Origin of the sequence: Mycobacterium kyogaense (genome assembly GCF_036946525.1) — a bacterium.
Classification (GTDB): domain Bacteria; phylum Actinomycetota; class Actinomycetes; order Mycobacteriales; family Mycobacteriaceae; genus Mycobacterium; species Mycobacterium kyogaense_A.
On sequence record NZ_JAQIIY010000025.1, the window covers coordinates 69731 to 86453 of the forward strand.

The following is a 16723-nucleotide window of genomic DNA, read 5'->3' on the forward strand; positions in this document are numbered from 1 at the left end:
CGATCCTCGGCTGACGGCTTCCGTCGGCTAGCTCTCTCTCAGGATGTCTCAGTACGATGAGACGCCAGCGAAAACGCTGAGGCACCCGGCCCCGAACACGGGGGCGGGACCAGTGCTTATTGAGTTGGGACGGCGCCCACCCCACGGTGCGTGCGCCGTCATCGAGACGCCCGCGGGAGCAGTGGGAGTTGAAAGGCCGGTAGACGATGAGTGACGGTGATCACGCCACTCCCGGCCGCCCGGATTCCGACGATCCCAACCGCGACAACGAATGGCTTACCCGATCGTCGCGGCCGGCACCAGGCGCCGCGCCGTGGGAGCGCGGAACCGACCCTGTTGACGAGGACTCCGCCGCCCCCGGACGGGGCGACGACGAATCCGCGCCGATCACCGTCGCCGACCTCATCGCCAAAATCCACGGCGAAGACGCACCGATCCCCGAACCCACCCGTCACCGTGCTGAACCCGAGGCTGAACCCGAGGCCGAACCCGGGCCGGAGCTCGAACCCGAGCCCTACCCCGCCGACGAGTTCGACACGACGATCCTGCCCGCCCTGCACACCGCCCCCTCGGAACTGCCGAACCTGACCGCTGCGGCTCCGGCACCCGAAGCGCCGAAGGCAGAGCGTCCACGGCATCACCGCAGCGTCATCGTCGGCAGGGTCGTCGCAGCCCTGGTCGCGGTGCTGGCCCTGGTGCTGACCGGCGGCGCCTGGCAGTGGCAGTCGTCGAAGAACAACCTGCTCAATCGGGTGTCGGCGCTCGACCCCGACTCCCGCGACATCGTCGACCCCAATGCGCAGTTCGGCGACGAGAACTTCCTGATCGTCGGCACCGACACACGCATCGGCGACAACAGCGAGATGGGCGCCGGAACCACCGAGGACGCCGCCGGGGCCCGCTCGGACACCGTGATGCTGGTCAACATCCCGGCGAACCGTAAGCGCGTGGTCGCCGTGTCCTTCCCTCGGGACCTGAAGATCGAACCGATGAAGTGCGAGGTCTGGAATCCCGAGACCCGCCAATACGGGCCCATCTATGACGAGGACACCGAGTCCTGGGGACCCGAAGAGGCCTACACCGAATACAAGCTGAACTCCGCATTCGCCGTCGGCGGACCCAAATGCCTGGTCAAGGTCATCCAGAAGCTGTCAGGTCTGCACGTCAACCGGTTCATGGCCGTCGACTTCGCCGGCTTCTCCAAGATGGTCGACGCGCTCGGCGGCGTCGAGGTGTGCAGCCCGACACCGATCGAGGACTACGAGCTGGGCACCGTGCTGGCCAACTCGGGCCGCCAGGTCGTCGACGGGCACACGGCCCTGAACTACGTGCGGGCCCGCCAGGTGACCACCGAGACCAACGGTGACTACGGGCGCATCAAACGCCAACAGCGGTTCCTGTCGTCGCTGCTGCGGTCGTTGATCTCCAAGGACACGTTCTTCTCGCTGTCGAAGCTCAACAACGTCGTAAACATGTTCATCAACGACAGCTATGTCGACAACCTCGACACCAAGGACCTGGTCGACCTCGGCCAGTCGGTGCAGGGAGTCAACGCGGGCCGGATCACGTTCGTCACCGTGCCGACAGTCGGCTACGCCGACGAGTACGGCAACGAGATTCCGCGCACCGATGACATGCGCGCGTTGTTCGACGCGATCATCAACGACGACCCGCTGCCCGAGGAACGCAACGCCGACAACACCCCCGTCCCCGGCACACCCACGTCCCCGACCAACGGCGCACCCGCGTCGCCCGCGCCGACGGATGGCGAGGTCATCGAGGCCGTCGCGACCAACCCCGCCGACGTGACCGTGCGGGTGTCGAACTCGACCTCCGAATCGGGTTTGGCCTCCACCGCCGCGGATGCGCTGCGGACCCACGGCTTCGTCATCACCGATCCCGACGACTACCCCGGCCCGCTGGACCACACCACCGTCTTCTTCTCCCCCGGGAACGAAGAGGCGGCCGCGACCGTGGCGTCGTCGTTCCCCGACCCGACGATCGAACGCTCCAGCGGCCTCGGTGACGTCGTGCAGGTCGTCCTGGGCAAGGACTACTCGTCTGTCGGGGCGCCGATTCCCAGTGGCGCGACCGTCAAGGTGCACGTACTGCGCGGGTCCAAGAACACCGCCAGCGCGCTGCCCGAGGACCTGACGGTGACCAACGCCGCGGACACGTCTTGCGAATAAAGGGCGGCATTCACCTGGCGTTCACTCCCCGGCTCGTGACGATCTGCGCAGGTAACCCGTAGGCTTTTGGTCATGCGTACCGCTTACCACGAGCAGCTCGAAGGCCTCAGTGCCCAGCTCGGCGAGATGTGCGGACTCGCGGGCGTTGCCATGGAGCGCGCCACGCAAGCCCTGCTGCAAGCCGACCTCGCCCTCGCCGAGCAGGTGATCACCGACCACGAACAGATCGTCTCGATGAGCGTGCGAGCCGAAGAGAGCGCGTTCGTGCTGCTGGCCCTGCAGGCCCCGGTGGCCGGCGACCTCCGCGCGATCGTCAGCTCGATCCAGATCGTCGCCGACGTCGACCGGATGGGCGCCCTCGCCCTGCACGTCGCCAAGATCGCCCGACGCCGCCATCCTCAGCACGCGCTGCCCGAGGAGGTCAACGGTTACTTCGCCGAAATGGGCCGCGTCGCAGTCGAACTCGGCCAGAGCGCCCGCGAGGTGCTGGTGTCGCGCGACCCCGAGAAGGCCGCGCGCATCCGCGAAGAAGACGACGCGATGGACGACCTGCACCGCCACCTGTTCACCGTGCTGATGGACCGCGAGTGGCGCTACGGCGTGGCCGCGGCGGTCGACGTGACATTGTTGGGCCGCTTCTACGAGCGCTTCGCCGACCACGCGGTGGAGATCGCACGCCGCGTCATCTTCCAGGTGACCGGACATGCTCCCGACGAAGCGGAGCTGCCGGCCGCTCGCTGAGAAAGCCGCAACAAGAAAGCCCCCCGGGACATGTCCTCCGGGGGGCTCACTTGTTGCGAGGGTGGAATTTGTTGCGAGGGTCGCCTCAGCCGAAACGGCCGGAGATGTAGTCCTCGGTCGCCTTCTGCGTCGGGTTCGAGAAGATCTTCTCGGTGTCGTCGATCTCGATGAGCTTGCCGGGCTTGCCGGTCGCCTCGAGGTTGAAGAACGCCGTCTGATCGCTGACGCGGGCGGCCTGCTGCATGTTGTGGGTGACGATCACGATCGTGAAGTCCTGCTTCAGCTCGGCGATGAGGTCCTCGATCGCCAGCGTGGAGATCGGGTCCAGCGCCGAACACGGCTCGTCCATCAGCAGGACGTCGGGCTGCACAGCGATCGCTCGGGCGATGCAGAGGCGCTGCTGCTGCCCGCCGGAGAGTCCGCCGCCGGGCTTGTCCAGCCGGTCCTTCACCTCGGTCCACAGGTTCGCACCCTTGAGCGAGCGCTCAGCCACCTCGTCGAGGGTCTTCTTGTTGCGCACGCCCTGCAACTTCAGGCCCGCCACCACGTTGTCGCGAATCGACATGGTGGGGAATGGATTCGGCCGCTGGAACACCATGCCGATGGTCTTGCGCACGCCGACCGGATCGACGCCCGCACCGTAGATGTCCTCACCGTCGAGCAGAACCGAGCCTTCGACTCGGGCGCCCGGGATGACTTCGTGCATCCGGTTCAGGGTGCGCAGCACCGTCGACTTGCCACAGCCCGACGGTCCGATGAATGCGGTGACGCTGCGCGGCGGCACTGCCATCGACACGTCGGCGACGGCGTGGAAGGCGCCGTAGTAGATGTTGACGTCTTTGAGATCGAGTCGCTTGGCCATGGGTTTCTCCTAGACCTTCTTGGGGGAAAAGAATTTGGCGATGAATCGGGCGCCGACGTTGAGCAGCGCGATGACGATGATCAATGTCAACGCCGCGCCCCACATACGGTCGGTGGGAACCGGATTGGCGCCGGCACCGGCGGATGTCTGGTCGTACATCATGCCGGGCAGCGACCCCATGAACCCGCTGAACATGTCGAAGTTGATGGCCTGCGAGTAGCCCACCAGGATCAGCAGCGGAGCCGTCTCTCCCATGACTCGGGCCAGCGAGAGCAGGATGCCGGTGACGATGCCCGACATCGCAGTCGGGATCACGATGGCCGCGATCGTCTTCCACTTCGGGACGCCCAGTGCGTAACTGGCTTCGCGCAGGTCCATCGGGACGATGCGCAGCATCTCCTCGGTGGAGCGCACGATGACCGGAATCATCAACAGCACCAACGCAAGTGACACGGCGATGCCTGACCGCTCGAACCCCAGCGTCGCCACCCACAGCGCGTAGATGAATAGTGCCGCGACGATCGACGGCACACCGGTGAGGATGTCGACCATGAACGTGGTCAGCTTGCCGAGTCGGGTCCCGCCGCCGTATTCGACCAGATAGATCCCCACGAACACGCCGATCGGGATCGAGATCACCGCGCACACGGCGGCCTGCAGGAGGCTGCCGACGATCGCGTGATAGGCGCCGCCGCCGGCGGCGAAGGCCGTCATGCCCGCCTGGGAGTTCATCCACCAGGTGCTGGAGGTGATCACGCCGATCCCCTTGGCCACCACGGTGTAGAGCACCCAGAGCAGCGGCACCAGAGCGACGACGACCGAGGCCGTCACCAGTACGGTCGCCACGGAGTTGGTGACCTTGCGGCGCGTGCTGACGCCTTGGAACGTCGGCGCTTTGACGGGGCGGTCCAGAGTCGGCGAACTCATGATGCAGACCGGTCCTTTCCGGAGACCGCGGCCCGGGCCAGCGAGTTCACCACGAAGGTCAGGATGAACAGCACGAGCCCGGCCGCAATGTAGGCGCCCGCCTTGTACTGGTCGTTGAATTCCGATGCGGCAGCGGCAATCTTGCTGGCGAAGGTGTAGCCGGCATCGAAGAGCGTCCACCCGAACGCGGACTGGGTGCCGCGCAGGATGATCAGCAGGGCGATCGTCTCACCGAGCGCGCGACCCAGGCCGAGCATCGCGCCGCTGATGTAGCCCGACATCCCGAACGGCAGCACGGTGGTGCGCACCACCTCCCAGCGCGTCGCGCCGAGTGCCAGCGCCGCCTCGATCTGTCCGCGCGGCGTCTGGACGAACACCTCGCGCGTGACGGCGGTGATGATCGGAAGGATCATCACCCCCAACACGATTCCGGCGGTGAAGATCGTGCCGCCGCCGGCGACCGAGGCGTTGCCCGTCCCGAACAGGAAGAACCAGGCTCCGACATTCTCGTTGAGCCACAACGCGACCGGCCTGATCACCGGCGCCAGCACGTAGAGGCCCCACACGCCGTAGATGATCGACGGCACCGCGGCGAGCAGATCCACCATGTAGGCGAGCGGACCGACCACCCGCTTGGGCGCGTAGTTCGTCAGATAGATCGCGATGCCCAGCGCGATCGGCATGGCGAGAACCAGGGCGAACACCGACACGAACACCGTGACCTGCAGCAGGTCGAGGATGCCGAACTGCATCGCCGACGTGTCGGTGGTGATCCAGTTCCCGCCGTACAGGAAGAAGTTCTGCTCGTTGCGCGCCAGCGCGGGGATCGCCCGCCAGAGCAGGAAGATCCCGATCGCGGCGATGATCGCGACGATCAGAACGCCCGAGCCCTCGGCCAGTCCGCGGAAGATCCGGTCGCCCAGGCGCACCACGCCATTGCGGGAAGGGTCCGTGGAGAGCGGCGTCGGCTCGGGGTGGGGTGCGGCCAGGGCCTCACCCGACCCCGCGCCCGTCGGATTGGGGATAGTCACAGAAGTTCCGTCAGAACCCTTCTCGATACTGTTGAACGTCATCAGTGTCTGGCACCCATCCTCGCCTCGAACTCGTTACCGCGCCAGCGAACAGTGGTTACTTGATGGCGTCGATGGACGTCAGCAGCCGCTCCTTGAACTGCTCGGGCAGCGGCACGTAGCCGGCGCTCGACAGTCCGCCCTGGCCGTCGTTGGCGGCCACGGTCAGGAACGACTTGACCGCAGCGGAGGTGTCCGCGTCGTATCCGGCCGAGCAGACGATCTCGTAGGTGGCCAGCACCAGCGGGTAGGCGCCAGCTTCCTTGGTCCCGTACAGCGAGTTCAGGTCGAGGGTCAGGTCGTTGCCCTCGGCGGCGAACTTCGCGGCGTCGATCGCCTTGCCTGCGGTCTCGTCGGTCAACTCGACCGCGCCGGCACCGGTGTCGATCTGGGCGTACTTCAGACCTGCCTGCTGGGCGAAGCCCTTCTCGACGTAGCCGATCGAGCCGGGCGTGGCCTGCACCGCCTGGGTGACACCCGCGGACTTCGAGGCGCCCTCGCCGGCGCCGCCGTTGAACTCGCTGCCGGCGTCCTTGGTCCAGGTCTGTGGCGCGGCGGCCTTGAGGTACTTCTGGAAGTTGTCGGTGGTGCCCGAGGAGTCGGAGCGGTAGATCGGGGTGATCGCCGTGTCCGGCAGGGTGGCACCGCTGTTCAGCGCGGCGATCGCCGGATCGTTCCACTTGGTGATCTGGCCCTGGAAGATCTTGGCCAGGGTGTCACCGTTGAGCACCAGCTTGTCGACGCCGTCGAGGTTGTAGGCCATCGCGATGGGCCCGAACACCAGGGGCAGATTCCATGCCGGGTTGCCACCGCAGCGCTGCGCGGCGGCGGCCACCTGGTCACCGGAGAGCGCGGAGTCCGAGCCGGCGAAGTCGACGGTCTTGGCGATGAACTGCTCGCGGCCCGCGCCGGAACCGGTCGGGTTGTAGGACAGGTTCTTGCCCTGGCACTTCTGACCCCAGACCTGGTTGAACAGAGCGACGGCGTTCTGCTGGGCGGTCGAACCTTCGGCGGTCAGCGAGTTCTTGCCACCACAGTCAGCGGGGGCCGAGCTGCTTCCCGACACGGCGCTCGACGAGCCTGAGCCTGCCGACGGCGCGTTGTTGTCGCTGCCGCATCCGGCGAGGGTGATCGCGGCGACCGCCGCGACCGAGACCGTCGTGCCGAACGTCTTGCCGATGCTCTTGCGCTTCACTGATCCCACTTTCGTCATCCACGTGTGTCGGCGGCCGGTGCGGCTCCGAGCTCACCCGGCAAGCTATGCGGCGGTCATTGACATACTGCGGATGACGAATGAACGAGAGGTGAACAGGTACAGCGATTTCACAGGTGATCGGTGGTGCGGCGGCTGTAGGCGGCGTCGACGGTCGCGACCTCGAAACCCAATCGTCGGTAGGTCTTCACCGCGGCGGCGTTGTCCGATTCGACGTAGAGCATCACCTCGGCGTCGCGGCCGGGGGTGGCCAGCCGGTCGGCGAGATGGTGCAGGCCGGTCAGCGTCAGCGCGGCGCCCAGACCCCGGCCCTGCGCGGACGGGTCGACCCCGACCACGTACACCTCACCCAAATCGTCGGAATGTGTTTTGGTCCAATGGAATCCGAGCATTTCCCCACTGGCCACGTCGTGAGCCAGGAACAGCCCTGCCGGGTCGAACCACGCCTCAGTGCGCCGCTCGGCGATGTCGGCGTCGGTCCAGCCGCCCTGTTCGGGGTGCCAGGCGAACGCGGCGTTGTTCACCCGGAGGAGGTCGGCGTCGTCGGCCGGGCCGGAGTAGGTGGTGATCCGCACCCCGTCCGGCGCCGGCGTCGGGGGCAGGTCGGCCAGGCTCCGTCGCATCTGCCACAGCTCGCGCACCACGACGAGGTCGAGCGCGTCGGCGGTGGCTCGGGCCGGCGCGAGGTTGCCGTGCGCCCAGATGCGGGCGTCTGCCCCACCGGCCGGCAGGCCGGTCTCGATCATCTCCGAGCCGATCCCGCGCCGCCGCGCCTGGGGGTGCACGACGAGCTCGGCCATCGCCGGGGCGTCGTCCCCGGCGGGCGCCAGATTGAGATACCCCAGCACCGCGTCGTCGCCCTCGGCGAGAAGATGCCGGGTGCGGTCGTGGGCGAGTTCGCGCAACACCTGATCACCGACGGGCGCGATCCCGTCGTGCTGGGCCGCCGCGGAGATGAGATCGCGGATGAGGTGCTGCTGGTGCTCGGAGAGTCGCTCGTGCCAGCCGACCGTCGTCACGATCTGCGCAGGGCGTCGGCGGGAGTTCCCGGGACGTCGGCATGATCCAGGCTGTCCATGTCGGCGACGTCGTCGTCGTAGGGGTCCTCGTCCATGTCGTCGACGAGGTCGGCATCCGCAGCGGGGGGACGCCCCCGGGCAGGACGGACGGCCTTGTAGCCGACGTTGCGCACCGTGCCGATCAGCGACTCGTACTCGGTGCCGAGCTTGGCGCGCAGCCGGCGGACGTGCACATCGACCGTGCGGGTGCCGCCGAAGAAGTCGTAGCCCCACACTTCCTGCAGCAGCTGGGCCCGGGTGAAGACCCTGCCCGCGTGCTGAGCGAGGTATTTGAGCAGCTCGAACTCCTTGTAGGTGAGGTCGAGCGGGCGACCACGCAGCCGGGCTGTGTAGGTCCCCTCGTCGATCACCAGTTCCCCGAGGCTGATCTTGCCCACGTTCTCCTGGTTGGCCATCCCGCCTCGACGGCCGACGAGCAACCGCAATCGGGCATCGATCTCTGCGGGGCCGGTGCTGGGCAGCAGGATCTCGTCCAGGCCCCATTCCACGTTGACCGCGACGAGGCCGCCTTCGTTGACCACGGCGACGACGGGAACTGCCGTCCCGGTGGTGCCGAGGAGCCGGCACAGGCCGCGCGCTGCAGCCAGGTCGGTGCGGGCGTCGACGATCGCCACATCCGCGGTTCCGGCTTCCAGCAAAGACGACACTTCGGTGGGCGCCGTCCGCACGTTGTGCGCCAGAAGCGACAACGACGGCAGGACGGATTCGGGATGCGGGTCAACAGTCAGTAGTAGTAGGTCCAACTGTCCCCTCCAGCGCCGTGGAGATCATCTGGGACCTCGCCGGTACGCCTTTGTCGCGCGGTGACTTCCCAGATTCATATCTGACATACGGCCGTTACTCGGCCGATGGCTTCCTAACGATAGCGTGCCACCTGCTCTTAAGCCGCGCCGAACGTGCGACCGCGAGTGCGTGGGCAACAATGTCGGCGTGCGTAGGTTCGTCGTCGGTGCCATCGCCACGCTGGTCGTGGTCCTCCTCGGAGCGCTCGGAGTCGATTTCGGAACCGCGATCTACGCCGAATATCGCCTGGCCAGGAGCGTGCGGACGGCTGCGGATCTGCAGTGGGACCCCTCGGTGGCGATCCTCGGTTTCCCTTTTCTGACGCAGGCGGCCGATCACCACTACAACGAAGTGGAGATCAAGGCCAGTGGCGTTGATCACCCTGTCGTCGGGAAAGCCTCGCTGGAGGCGACCCTTCATTCGGTGGATCTGGGTGATTCCTGGCTGATCGCGCCGGACGCCACGCTGCCCGTCGGCAAGGTGGAAAGCCGGATCATCATCGACTCCACCCACGTCGGCCGTTTCATGGGCATCCCCGATCTGCTGGTCGAGGCGCCGACCCGCGAAACAAACGATTCGACCGGCGGAACCACCGAGTCCGGCATTTCCAGCAACAAGGGCGTCGTGTTCACCGGTACCCCGCGCCAGGCCGGTGTCGACGAGCGCGTGAGCATCGCTGTCGACCTGTCGGTGACCGGGCCCGCGAAGACCACGTTGACGGTGACCGCGACCGGCGTGCTGACCGGACCGGGCACGGCTGATCAGGACGTCCCGGCCGACAAGTTGCCCGCGGTGCTGGCCGCGTTCTCCACCGAGCTGCCCGGGCAGAAGCTTCCATTCGGGATCGCCCCGACCAGCGAGGGCGCCCGCGGCTCGGACGTGATCATCGAGGGCATCGCCGAGGGAGTAACGGTGCCCCTCGACGGGTTCAGGTTGTCATGAGCTCTTCGTGGGTGGCCGTGGTCGCGGTCTTGATCGTCGCCATCGGTGTCGCGGTCGTCGTCGGACGGCTGCTCAACCGGCGGTCTGGCGTGATGACCGCGACCGACGATGCGCCTGCCGTGGACACCAGCGAGTTGGGCCTGTCCGGCACCGGACCGACGATCGTGCACTTCGGCGCGGTGTGGTGCGGTCCGTGTGCGGGGGTGCGCCGTGTCGTCGACCAGGTGTGCGCAGGGCTGCCCGGCGTGGCGCACGTGGAGATCGACATGGACGCCAATCCCGAAGCCGCCCGCCGCCTTTCCGTGCTGTCGCTTCCGACCACGTTCGTGTTCGACGCCGAGGGGCGGCAACGCTATCGGGCGTCCGGCGTGCCGACGGCCGCTGACCTGCGGTCGGCACTGCTGCCGCTGTTGGCTTGATCACGTGGTTGTTCGGTAAGCTGTCAGCCGTGTCAGCCCGTGTCGAGCTCCGGCTCACCAAGCGCCGCGCAGTCGATCTGTGCCGCGTTGCGGGTTGTTGCTGTTGTTGTCGTAGCTGCTGAGTAGCTGCGCGGTCGTTCGCGCCGCACTCTCCGGGCGTCTCGTAGGAGTCGCACCAGCCAGTCCAGACAACAGGAGCATTTCTATGTCGCACGTGTCGAACACCACACAGAACCGCGCACCGGACCAGGTCGACGTCCGCGGTCCGCGCTTCGTCGCGTGGATCACCACCGCCGTCCTGGTCGCCACCCTGCTGCTGTCGGCGGTCAGCACCACTGCTGCCGCTGCGCTGCTCGCAGTCCAGGCGGTCGTGTTCGCCGTCGGCGCCACGCTCGGTCCGCGGCGGCACCCGTACGGGGTCCTGTTCGCGCGTGTCGTGGCACCGCGGCTGGGCCCCGTCACGCAGCGGGAACCGGTGCCTCCGCTGAAGTTCGCCCAAGCGCTGGGTCTGGCATTCGCCGTCGTCGGTGTTGCCGCCTTCGTCGCCGGGCTGCCGACGCTCGGACTGGTGGCCACCGGGTTCGCGTTGGCCGCCGCATTTCTCAACGCAGCCTTCGGCATCTGCCTGGGCTGCCAGCTCTATCCGTTGTTCCTCCGCCTCACACCCACTCATTCGTAGTCGAAAGGATCCCCTCCATGGCACGCTCCGACGTCCTGGTCACAGCAGACTGGGCCGAGAGCAATCTCGACGCGCCGAACACCGTTTTCGTCGAGGTCGACGAAGACACCAGCGCGTATGACACCGGGCACATCCCGGGCGCGATCCGGCTCGACTGGAAGACCGATCTGCAGGATCAGGTCAAGCGCGACTTCGTCGACCAGCAGCAGTTCTCGAAGTTGTTGTCGGACAAGGGAATCAGCAACGACGACACCGTGGTGCTCTACGGCGGCAACAACAACTGGTTCGCCGCCTACGCCTACTGGTACTTCAAGCTCTACGGCCACGAGGACGTCAAGCTGCTCGACGGCGGCCGCAAGAAGTGGGAGCTCGACGCCCGCCCGCTGTCCACCGACACGGTGACCCGCGAGAGCACCAGCTACACCGCCAAGGAGCCGGACACGAGCATCCGCGCGTTCCGCGACGAGGTCATCGCCGCGATCGGCACCAAGAACCTGGTCGACGTGCGCTCCCCCGACGAGTTCTCGGGGAAGATCCTGGCGCCCGCGCACCTGCCGCAGGAGCAGAGCCAGCGTGCCGGGCACATCCCGTCGGCCATCAACGTGCCGTGGAGCAAGGCGGCCAACGAGGACGGCACCTTCAAGTCCGACGACGACCTGGCCAAGCTGTACGCCGACGCCGGCCTGGACGGCGAGAAGGAGACCATCGCCTACTGCCGCATCGGGGGAGCGCTCGTCGCACACCTGGTTCGTGCTGCAGGAACTGTTGGGCCACAAGAACGTCAAGAACTACGACGGCAGTTGGACGGAATACGGCTCCCTGGTGGGCGCCCCGATCGAGTTGGGAAGTTGATATGTGCTCTGCACCGAAACAAGGACTGACGTTGCCCGCGAGCGTCGACCTGGAGAAGGAAACGGTCATCACCGGCCGCGTCGTGGACGGTTCGGGCCAGGCGGTCGGCGGAGCGTTCGTGCGGCTTCTGGACAGCTCTGACGAGTTCACCGCCGAGGTCGTCGCATCGGCGACCGGTGACTTCCGGTTCTTCGCCGCGCCGGGCACCTGGACGCTGCGCGCGCTGTCGAAGGTCGGCAACGGCGATGCGACCGTGGCGCCGTCGGGCGCGGGGATCCACGAGGTCGACGTCAAGGTCGCCTGACGGAGTCAGGCCATCAGGCACAGCGTGACGACGTAGGAGTCGCGCCATCAGGCACAGCGTGACGACGACGGGAGCCGCGCCCCTCGGGGCGCGGCTCCTGACAAGTCCCTGTTGATCTTGCTGTGAAAATCCTGCGCGATTAGCTGATGTCGGCGACGATTGGTGCACTGCCCGCGCACCCGCGTAGGCCACCACCTTCGAGGACCCGACAATGAAGATCACCATCGCCTTTGCTGCGGCCGCGGCGTTCGCCTCGGTCGGCTTGATCAGCGCACCCGCCGCCCTCGCGGATCCCGAAGGCGATTTCCTCACGGTGATCGGCAAGGGCGGCATCACCTGGCCTTCGGACAAGACCCAGCAGGTGCTCGACACCGGCCGCGCGGTCTGCCAGGACTGGGAGAACGGCGCGTCGTTCGAACAAGAGGTCGCCGATCTGACCAGCGTCACCGACTGGTCGGACTATCAGGCCGGGTATTTCGTCGGGGCGGCCACCGGCGCCTTCTGCCCCGAGTGGGAGAGCAAGGTCAGCTGATTCCAGCTGATCGGTGAGCGGAAGCTAGACTCTCCCTCGTGGTGCTGTTCTACGAACTTCTGCTCGTCGCGGCCGTCGTGGTGATCACGTGGTTCGCGCTGTATGCGCTGTACCGGCTGATCACCGACGAGTCGTGACTTCTGGCGACGAGGCGGTCGCCGCTGCTGCCGAGCGCGCCCGGCAGACCGCCACGCGCAACATTCCGTCGTTGGGCGATCTCCCCCGTACCCGCCGACACCGCAAACCTCCGTGAGGGCGCCGATCTCGACGATCGTCTGCTGGCCCTGCTGCCGCTGGTGGGGGTGTGGCGCGGCGAGGGCGAGGGGCGCGGTGCGCACGGTGATTACCGGTTCGGACAGCAGATCGTGGTCTCCCATGACGGCGCCGACTACCTGAACTGGGAAGCGCGCTCCTGGCGGCTGACCGACGACGGCGAGTACGACGGTCACACGCTGCGGGAGACGGGTTTCTGGCGCTTCGTCAACGATCCGGGCGATCCGAGTGAGTCGCAGGCCATCGAGCTCCTGCTGGCTCATTCGGCGGGCTATGTGGAGTTGTTCTACGGGCGGCCGCTCAACCAGTCGTCGTGGGAGCTGGTCACCGACGCGCTGGCGCGCAGCAAGTCCGGGATTCTCGTGGGCGGCGCGAAGCGGCTGTACGGGATCGTCGACGGCGGCGACCTGGCCTACGTCGAAGAGCGGGTGGACGCGGACGGCGGCCTCGTTCCGCATCTGTCCGCCCGCCTGGCTCGGTTCGTCGGTTAGTGCGGCGCGCGACGGCCGTGGCGGTGTGCGCGGCGAGCATGGCCACGGCGTATGTCACGGCGTGTTCAGCCCCCGCCCAGCAGCAGCCTGCGCCGTCGTCGACGACGGTGTCTCCCAGCGTCGGGCACGGGTCGCTGGCGTACTGCCTCAGCCAGCACGGAATGCCGAGCGCACCCGGGCCGATGACGGGCCCGCCGGCTGGCGTGGATCCGGCGACATGGGAAGCCGCGATGAAGGAGTGTTCGTCGCTGGCGCCGGGTCCGGACGCGCCGGCCCAGCCGTAGAAATTCAGCCCCAGAAACGGAGCAGCCCCCGAGCCGTGGTCCTCGGTCGGACTCAACCGAGGGGCTCGGGGGCCGGGTGGCTGCGGGGAATTCGCCAGCGCGCGCAGTAGGCGTCAAGCGCTCCCCGGCGCTGCTAGCTCGCAGCCACCTCACATGTCCATAAGTCAATCAATTTGTCGGACCACCTCCTTCCCTGTGTACAGGCGAAGGTACTCGCGCTCTGGCTGCGCGACAAGGGAATTACTCTGTCAGCGATCGCTGACGATGGCGGCGTCGACCAGCGCGGCGATGTCGGCGGCCATCGGGGCCGGCGCCAGCGCTGTGCCATCGAGGGTGTGCACGCGCGCCGCCAGCGTGATGCTCGACACCAGCCACACCCCTTGTGCCGCCACGAGATCCGCGGGTCGTAGAGCCTGGTAGTCGCAGTCGTAACCGGCGGTGCGCGCCACCTCGAACAGCGCCCGCTGCGTGGTGCCGCGCAGAATCGGATACCAGGGCGGGGGCGTCAGCAGGCAGGGCCGGCCGTCGTCGGAGGTCGTGGCGATGACGACGGTGGACCGGGGACCTTCGAGGACGTGGCCGTCGGAGCTGACGAAGACGACGTCACCGGCGCCGTGCCGCTCGGCGTGGCGCAGGGCGGCCATGTTGACGGCGTACGACAGCGTCTTGGCTCCGGCGACGAGCCACGGCATGGTCTCGTCGGCGTTCGAGGCGAGGCCGCGGTCGAGCGTCAGCGCCCCCCACGCCGGCGCGGCGAGCCTCCGCCACGCGTGGGGCCAGCGGGCCGACGGTCGCGTAGGCGGTTCCGGTCGGGTCGCTTTCCCCGGCCGCGGCTGTACACCAGCCGCAGCACGCCTTCGTCGCCACCGTCGGCCAGCCATCTGGCGACAGCCTGGTCGATGACCGACCGCCACGCCGGCAGGTCAGGGGCGGGTAGGTCCATCAGCTGCGCCGAGTGGGTGAGCCGCGCGAGATGAGCCTCGAGCAGACAGGGCCTTCCGTCACGGATCAGCAGGGTCTCGAAGATCCCGTCGCCGCGCACGGCCGCGAGGTCGTCGGCGTGCAGCAGAGGCGCAGACGGATCGACGACGCCGCCGTCGAGGGAGACCACCACGCTGAGTCCGGCCATGGGGCATCAGCGTAGCCGCGCCCGCGAACGGCCGGCTCGTAGAGTTGAGGCATGTCTGCGCACACCTCAGCGGTTCCAGCGCCCGAGAACGGACCCGACTCCGGCGCGGTCTGGCATTACGGCGATCCGCTGGGTGAGCAGCGGGCGGCCGCCCACGGCGCGATCGTGGTGGACCGGTCGCACCGGGCGGTGCTGCAGCTCACCGGAGCGGAACGCAGGAGCTGGCTGCACACCATTTCCAGCCAGCACGTCAGCGATCTCCCCGACGGCGCGGTGACGGAGAATCTCAGTCTCGACGGGCAGGGACGCGTCGAAGATCACTGGGTGCAGACGCAGCTCGACGGCGTCACGATCCTCGACACCGAAGCGTGGCGTGGCGAGCCGCTGCTGACCTTCCTACGCAGGATGGTGTTCTGGGCTGACGTGGTCGTGGAGCCGGCGGACCTTGCGGTGTTGACGCTGCTGGGCCCTGCGGTGGCCGATGCGGCGGTGCTCGAGGCGATGGGGGTGCCGGCATTGCCGGTGTCCGGCACCGCCCTCGCTCTGCCGGACGGCGGCTTCCTGCGTGCGCTGCCGGGTACGCACGACGAGGTCGACCTCGTGGTGCCACGCGACCAGGCGGCGTCGTATCTGCAGCGGTTGGAGGCGGCCGGGGTGCGCCGCGCCGGGGTGTGGGCCTTCGAAGCGCATCGGGTGGCGGCGCTGAGGCCTCGTCTGGGCGTCGACACCGACGAGCGCACGATTCCGCACGAGGTCGGCTGGATCGGCTCGGCGGTGCACCTGGACAAGGGGTGCTATCGAGGCCAGGAAACGGTCGCACGGGTGCACAACCTCGGCAAGCCGCCGCGCATGCTCGTGCTGCTGCACTTGGACGGCGCCACTGATCGGCCCGCGACGGGCGACCCGGTGCTGGCCGGTGGCCGCACCGTGGGCCGGCTGGGCACCGTGGTCGAGCACGTGGACGAGGGCCCGGTCGCGCTGGCGCTGCTCAAGCGTGGTCTCCCGGCGGACACGGCGCTGGTGACCGGCGGCGAGGTGGCAGTGTCGGCGACCATCGATCCCGATTCCCTGCCGGCCGCCGACGTGGCGGGAGCAGGCAGGTTGGCGGTCGACCGGCTACGCGGCGCCGCGCGGTGACCGGGGCAAAACGGGGCCTGCCAGCGCCGCGGCGTTCGGCACGGTAAAGTGTCGGCAGGACAATAGACACACTCAGATCGGAGCCGCCTAGTAATTAGGCCGCTCCGTTATTGCGCGAGGGGGTTCCCCCATGGGCCGCGGCCGGGCAAAGGCAAAGCAGACCAAGGTTGCTCGTGAGCTCAAGTACAGCTCACCGCAGACTGATTTCGAGCGGCTCCAGCGCGAGCTGGCCGGTGGTGACGACGACCGCCTCGGCGGTGACGTCCCGTCGGACGATCGCTGGGTAGACGAGGACGACTGGCGGCCCTAGCCGCCGGTGCGTCCGGCTCCCCCGGTCAGAATCGGGGGTGTTGGCCCACGAGCACAGCTCGTGACGCGTCCTTGCTGCCCTTCTCGATGGTCCCGAGGGTCCAGCAGCTCAGGTGACGAGCAGTCAGGACGGCCAGTGCGCGGTCGGTGTCCTCCGGCGCGACGACGGCCACCATCCCGACACCCATGTTGAACGTCTTCTCCATCTCGACGCGTTCGATGCGGCCGCGCTGAGCGATCATGGCGAACACCGGTGCCGGGGTCCACGTTCCGCGGTCCAGATGGGCGACCAGACCGGGCGGGATGACCCGCTCCAGGTTTCCGGCCAGTCCACCGCCGGTGACGTGGCAGAACGTGCGCACCTGCGTTTCGGCGGCCAGCGCCAGGCAGTCCTTGGCGTAGATGCGGGTCGGCTCCAGCAGCTCCTCGCCGAGAGTGCGGCCGAACTCTTCGACGTGACCGGCCAGGTTCATGTGGTCGATCTCCAGCAGCACGTGCCGGGCCAGGG

General features: G+C 67.7%; 18 protein-coding genes and 3 pseudogenes. 13 read left to right on the top strand and 8 right to left on the bottom strand.

Going from position 1 to position 16723, the window contains the following annotated elements:
• Positions 1–206: 206 nt before the first annotated feature.
• Positions 207–2189 carry an LCP family protein gene (locus PGN37_RS20940; RefSeq protein ID WP_335332915.1) on the top strand — a complete coding sequence of 661 codons (1983 nt, stop codon included), beginning with the start codon at positions 207–209 and terminating at the stop codon, positions 2187–2189.
• A gap of 72 nt (positions 2190–2261) precedes the next feature.
• Entirely contained in the window at positions 2262–2930 is a 669-nt protein-coding gene (phoU, locus tag PGN37_RS20945; protein WP_335332916.1) for a phosphate signaling complex protein PhoU, read from the top strand.
• Between the two features lie 85 nt (positions 2931–3015).
• Here phoU and pstB read toward each other — a convergent pair whose 3' ends face one another.
• The 6 genes from pstB to PGN37_RS20975 all read right to left on the bottom strand — a co-directional run bounded on the left by pstB (position 3016) and on the right by PGN37_RS20975 (position 8824).
• On the bottom strand, positions 3016–3792 hold the full coding sequence (pstB, locus tag PGN37_RS20950) for a phosphate ABC transporter ATP-binding protein PstB (RefSeq protein WP_335332917.1): 777 nt from the start codon (positions 3790–3792) through the stop codon (positions 3016–3018).
• Between the two features lie 9 nt (positions 3793–3801).
• On the bottom strand, positions 3802–4719 hold the full coding sequence (pstA, locus tag PGN37_RS20955) for a phosphate ABC transporter permease PstA (protein ID WP_335332918.1): 918 nt from the start codon (positions 4717–4719) through the stop codon (positions 3802–3804).
• The gene (pstC, locus tag PGN37_RS20960; protein ID WP_335332919.1) at positions 4716–5792 is read right to left on the bottom strand and encodes a phosphate ABC transporter permease subunit PstC; all 1077 of its coding nucleotides are present in this window, start codon (positions 5790–5792) and stop codon (positions 4716–4718) included. Before pstC ends, pstA begins: the two co-directional genes overlap by 4 nt.
• 55 nt (positions 5793–5847) lie before the next feature.
• On the bottom strand, positions 5848–6984 hold the full coding sequence (pstS, locus tag PGN37_RS20965; RefSeq protein ID WP_442932977.1) for a phosphate ABC transporter substrate-binding protein PstS: 1137 nt from the start codon (positions 6982–6984) through the stop codon (positions 5848–5850).
• Positions 6985–7112: 128 nt separating this feature from the next.
• On the bottom strand, positions 7113–8021 hold the full coding sequence (gene mshD / locus PGN37_RS20970) for a mycothiol synthase (RefSeq protein WP_335332921.1): 909 nt from the start codon (positions 8019–8021) through the stop codon (positions 7113–7115).
• Complete coding sequence (locus PGN37_RS20975) at positions 8018–8824, bottom strand: winged helix-turn-helix transcriptional regulator (RefSeq protein ID WP_335332922.1); 807 nt, start codon at positions 8822–8824, stop codon at positions 8018–8020. The genes mshD and PGN37_RS20975 overlap by 4 nt, the downstream gene beginning before the upstream one ends.
• 169 nt (positions 8825–8993) lie before the next feature.
• Between PGN37_RS20975 and lmeA the strand changes: the two genes are divergently transcribed.
• From lmeA to PGN37_RS21015, 9 genes and pseudogenes are all read left to right on the top strand, one after another.
• Entirely contained in the window at positions 8994–9806 is an 813-nt protein-coding gene (gene lmeA / locus PGN37_RS20980; RefSeq protein ID WP_335332923.1) for a mannan chain length control protein LmeA, read from the top strand.
• A complete protein-coding gene (locus PGN37_RS20985) occupies positions 9803–10225 on the top strand; it encodes a thioredoxin family protein (RefSeq protein ID WP_335332924.1) in 423 nt (140 codons plus the stop codon). The genes lmeA and PGN37_RS20985 overlap by 4 nt, the downstream gene beginning before the upstream one ends.
• A gap of 29 nt (positions 10226–10254) precedes the next feature.
• A complete protein-coding gene (locus PGN37_RS27360; RefSeq protein WP_442932978.1) occupies positions 10255–10347 on the top strand; it encodes an Ms5788A family Cys-rich leader peptide in 93 nt (30 codons plus the stop codon).
• Positions 10348–10430: 83 nt separating this feature from the next.
• Positions 10431–10904, top strand: a complete 474-nt coding sequence (locus tag PGN37_RS20990; RefSeq protein ID WP_335332925.1) for a DUF4395 domain-containing protein — start codon at positions 10431–10433, stop codon at positions 10902–10904.
• Between the two features lie 17 nt (positions 10905–10921).
• Positions 10922–11756 (top strand): annotated as a pseudogene (locus PGN37_RS20995) (sulfurtransferase).
• Position 11757: 1 nt separating this feature from the next.
• Positions 11758–12060 (top strand): DUF1416 domain-containing protein, encoded by a 303-nt coding sequence (locus tag PGN37_RS21000; protein WP_335332926.1) that lies wholly within the window; start codon positions 11758–11760, stop codon positions 12058–12060.
• 211 nt (positions 12061–12271) lie between these two features.
• The gene (locus PGN37_RS21005) at positions 12272–12592 is read left to right on the top strand and encodes a DUF732 domain-containing protein (RefSeq protein WP_335332927.1); all 321 of its coding nucleotides are present in this window, start codon (positions 12272–12274) and stop codon (positions 12590–12592) included.
• Positions 12593–12725: 133 nt separating this feature from the next.
• Positions 12726–13356: pseudogene (locus tag PGN37_RS21010) on the top strand (FABP family protein).
• The gene (locus PGN37_RS21015; protein ID WP_442932979.1) at positions 13356–13640 is read left to right on the top strand and encodes a hypothetical protein; all 285 of its coding nucleotides are present in this window, start codon (positions 13356–13358) and stop codon (positions 13638–13640) included. Before PGN37_RS21010 ends, PGN37_RS21015 begins: the two are co-directional and overlap by 1 nt.
• Before the next feature lie 248 nt (positions 13641–13888).
• On the opposite strand, the pseudogene PGN37_RS21020 reads toward PGN37_RS21015, so the two are convergent.
• A pseudogene (locus PGN37_RS21020) lies at positions 13889–14754 on the bottom strand (aminodeoxychorismate lyase).
• Positions 14755–14820: 66 nt separating this feature from the next.
• Between PGN37_RS21020 and ygfZ the strand changes: the two are divergent.
• The gene (gene ygfZ, locus PGN37_RS21025) at positions 14821–15906 is read left to right on the top strand and encodes a CAF17-like 4Fe-4S cluster assembly/insertion protein YgfZ (RefSeq protein ID WP_335332928.1); all 1086 of its coding nucleotides are present in this window, start codon (positions 14821–14823) and stop codon (positions 15904–15906) included.
• A 130-nt stretch (positions 15907–16036) separates the two neighbouring features.
• Entirely contained in the window at positions 16037–16216 is a 180-nt protein-coding gene (locus PGN37_RS21030) for a DUF3073 domain-containing protein (RefSeq protein WP_335332929.1), read from the top strand.
• 25 nt (positions 16217–16241) lie between these two features.
• Here PGN37_RS21030 and PGN37_RS21035 read toward each other — a convergent pair.
• On the bottom strand, positions 16242–16723 hold a 482-nt coding region (locus PGN37_RS21035), incomplete at its 5' end, for an AIR synthase-related protein (RefSeq protein WP_335332930.1).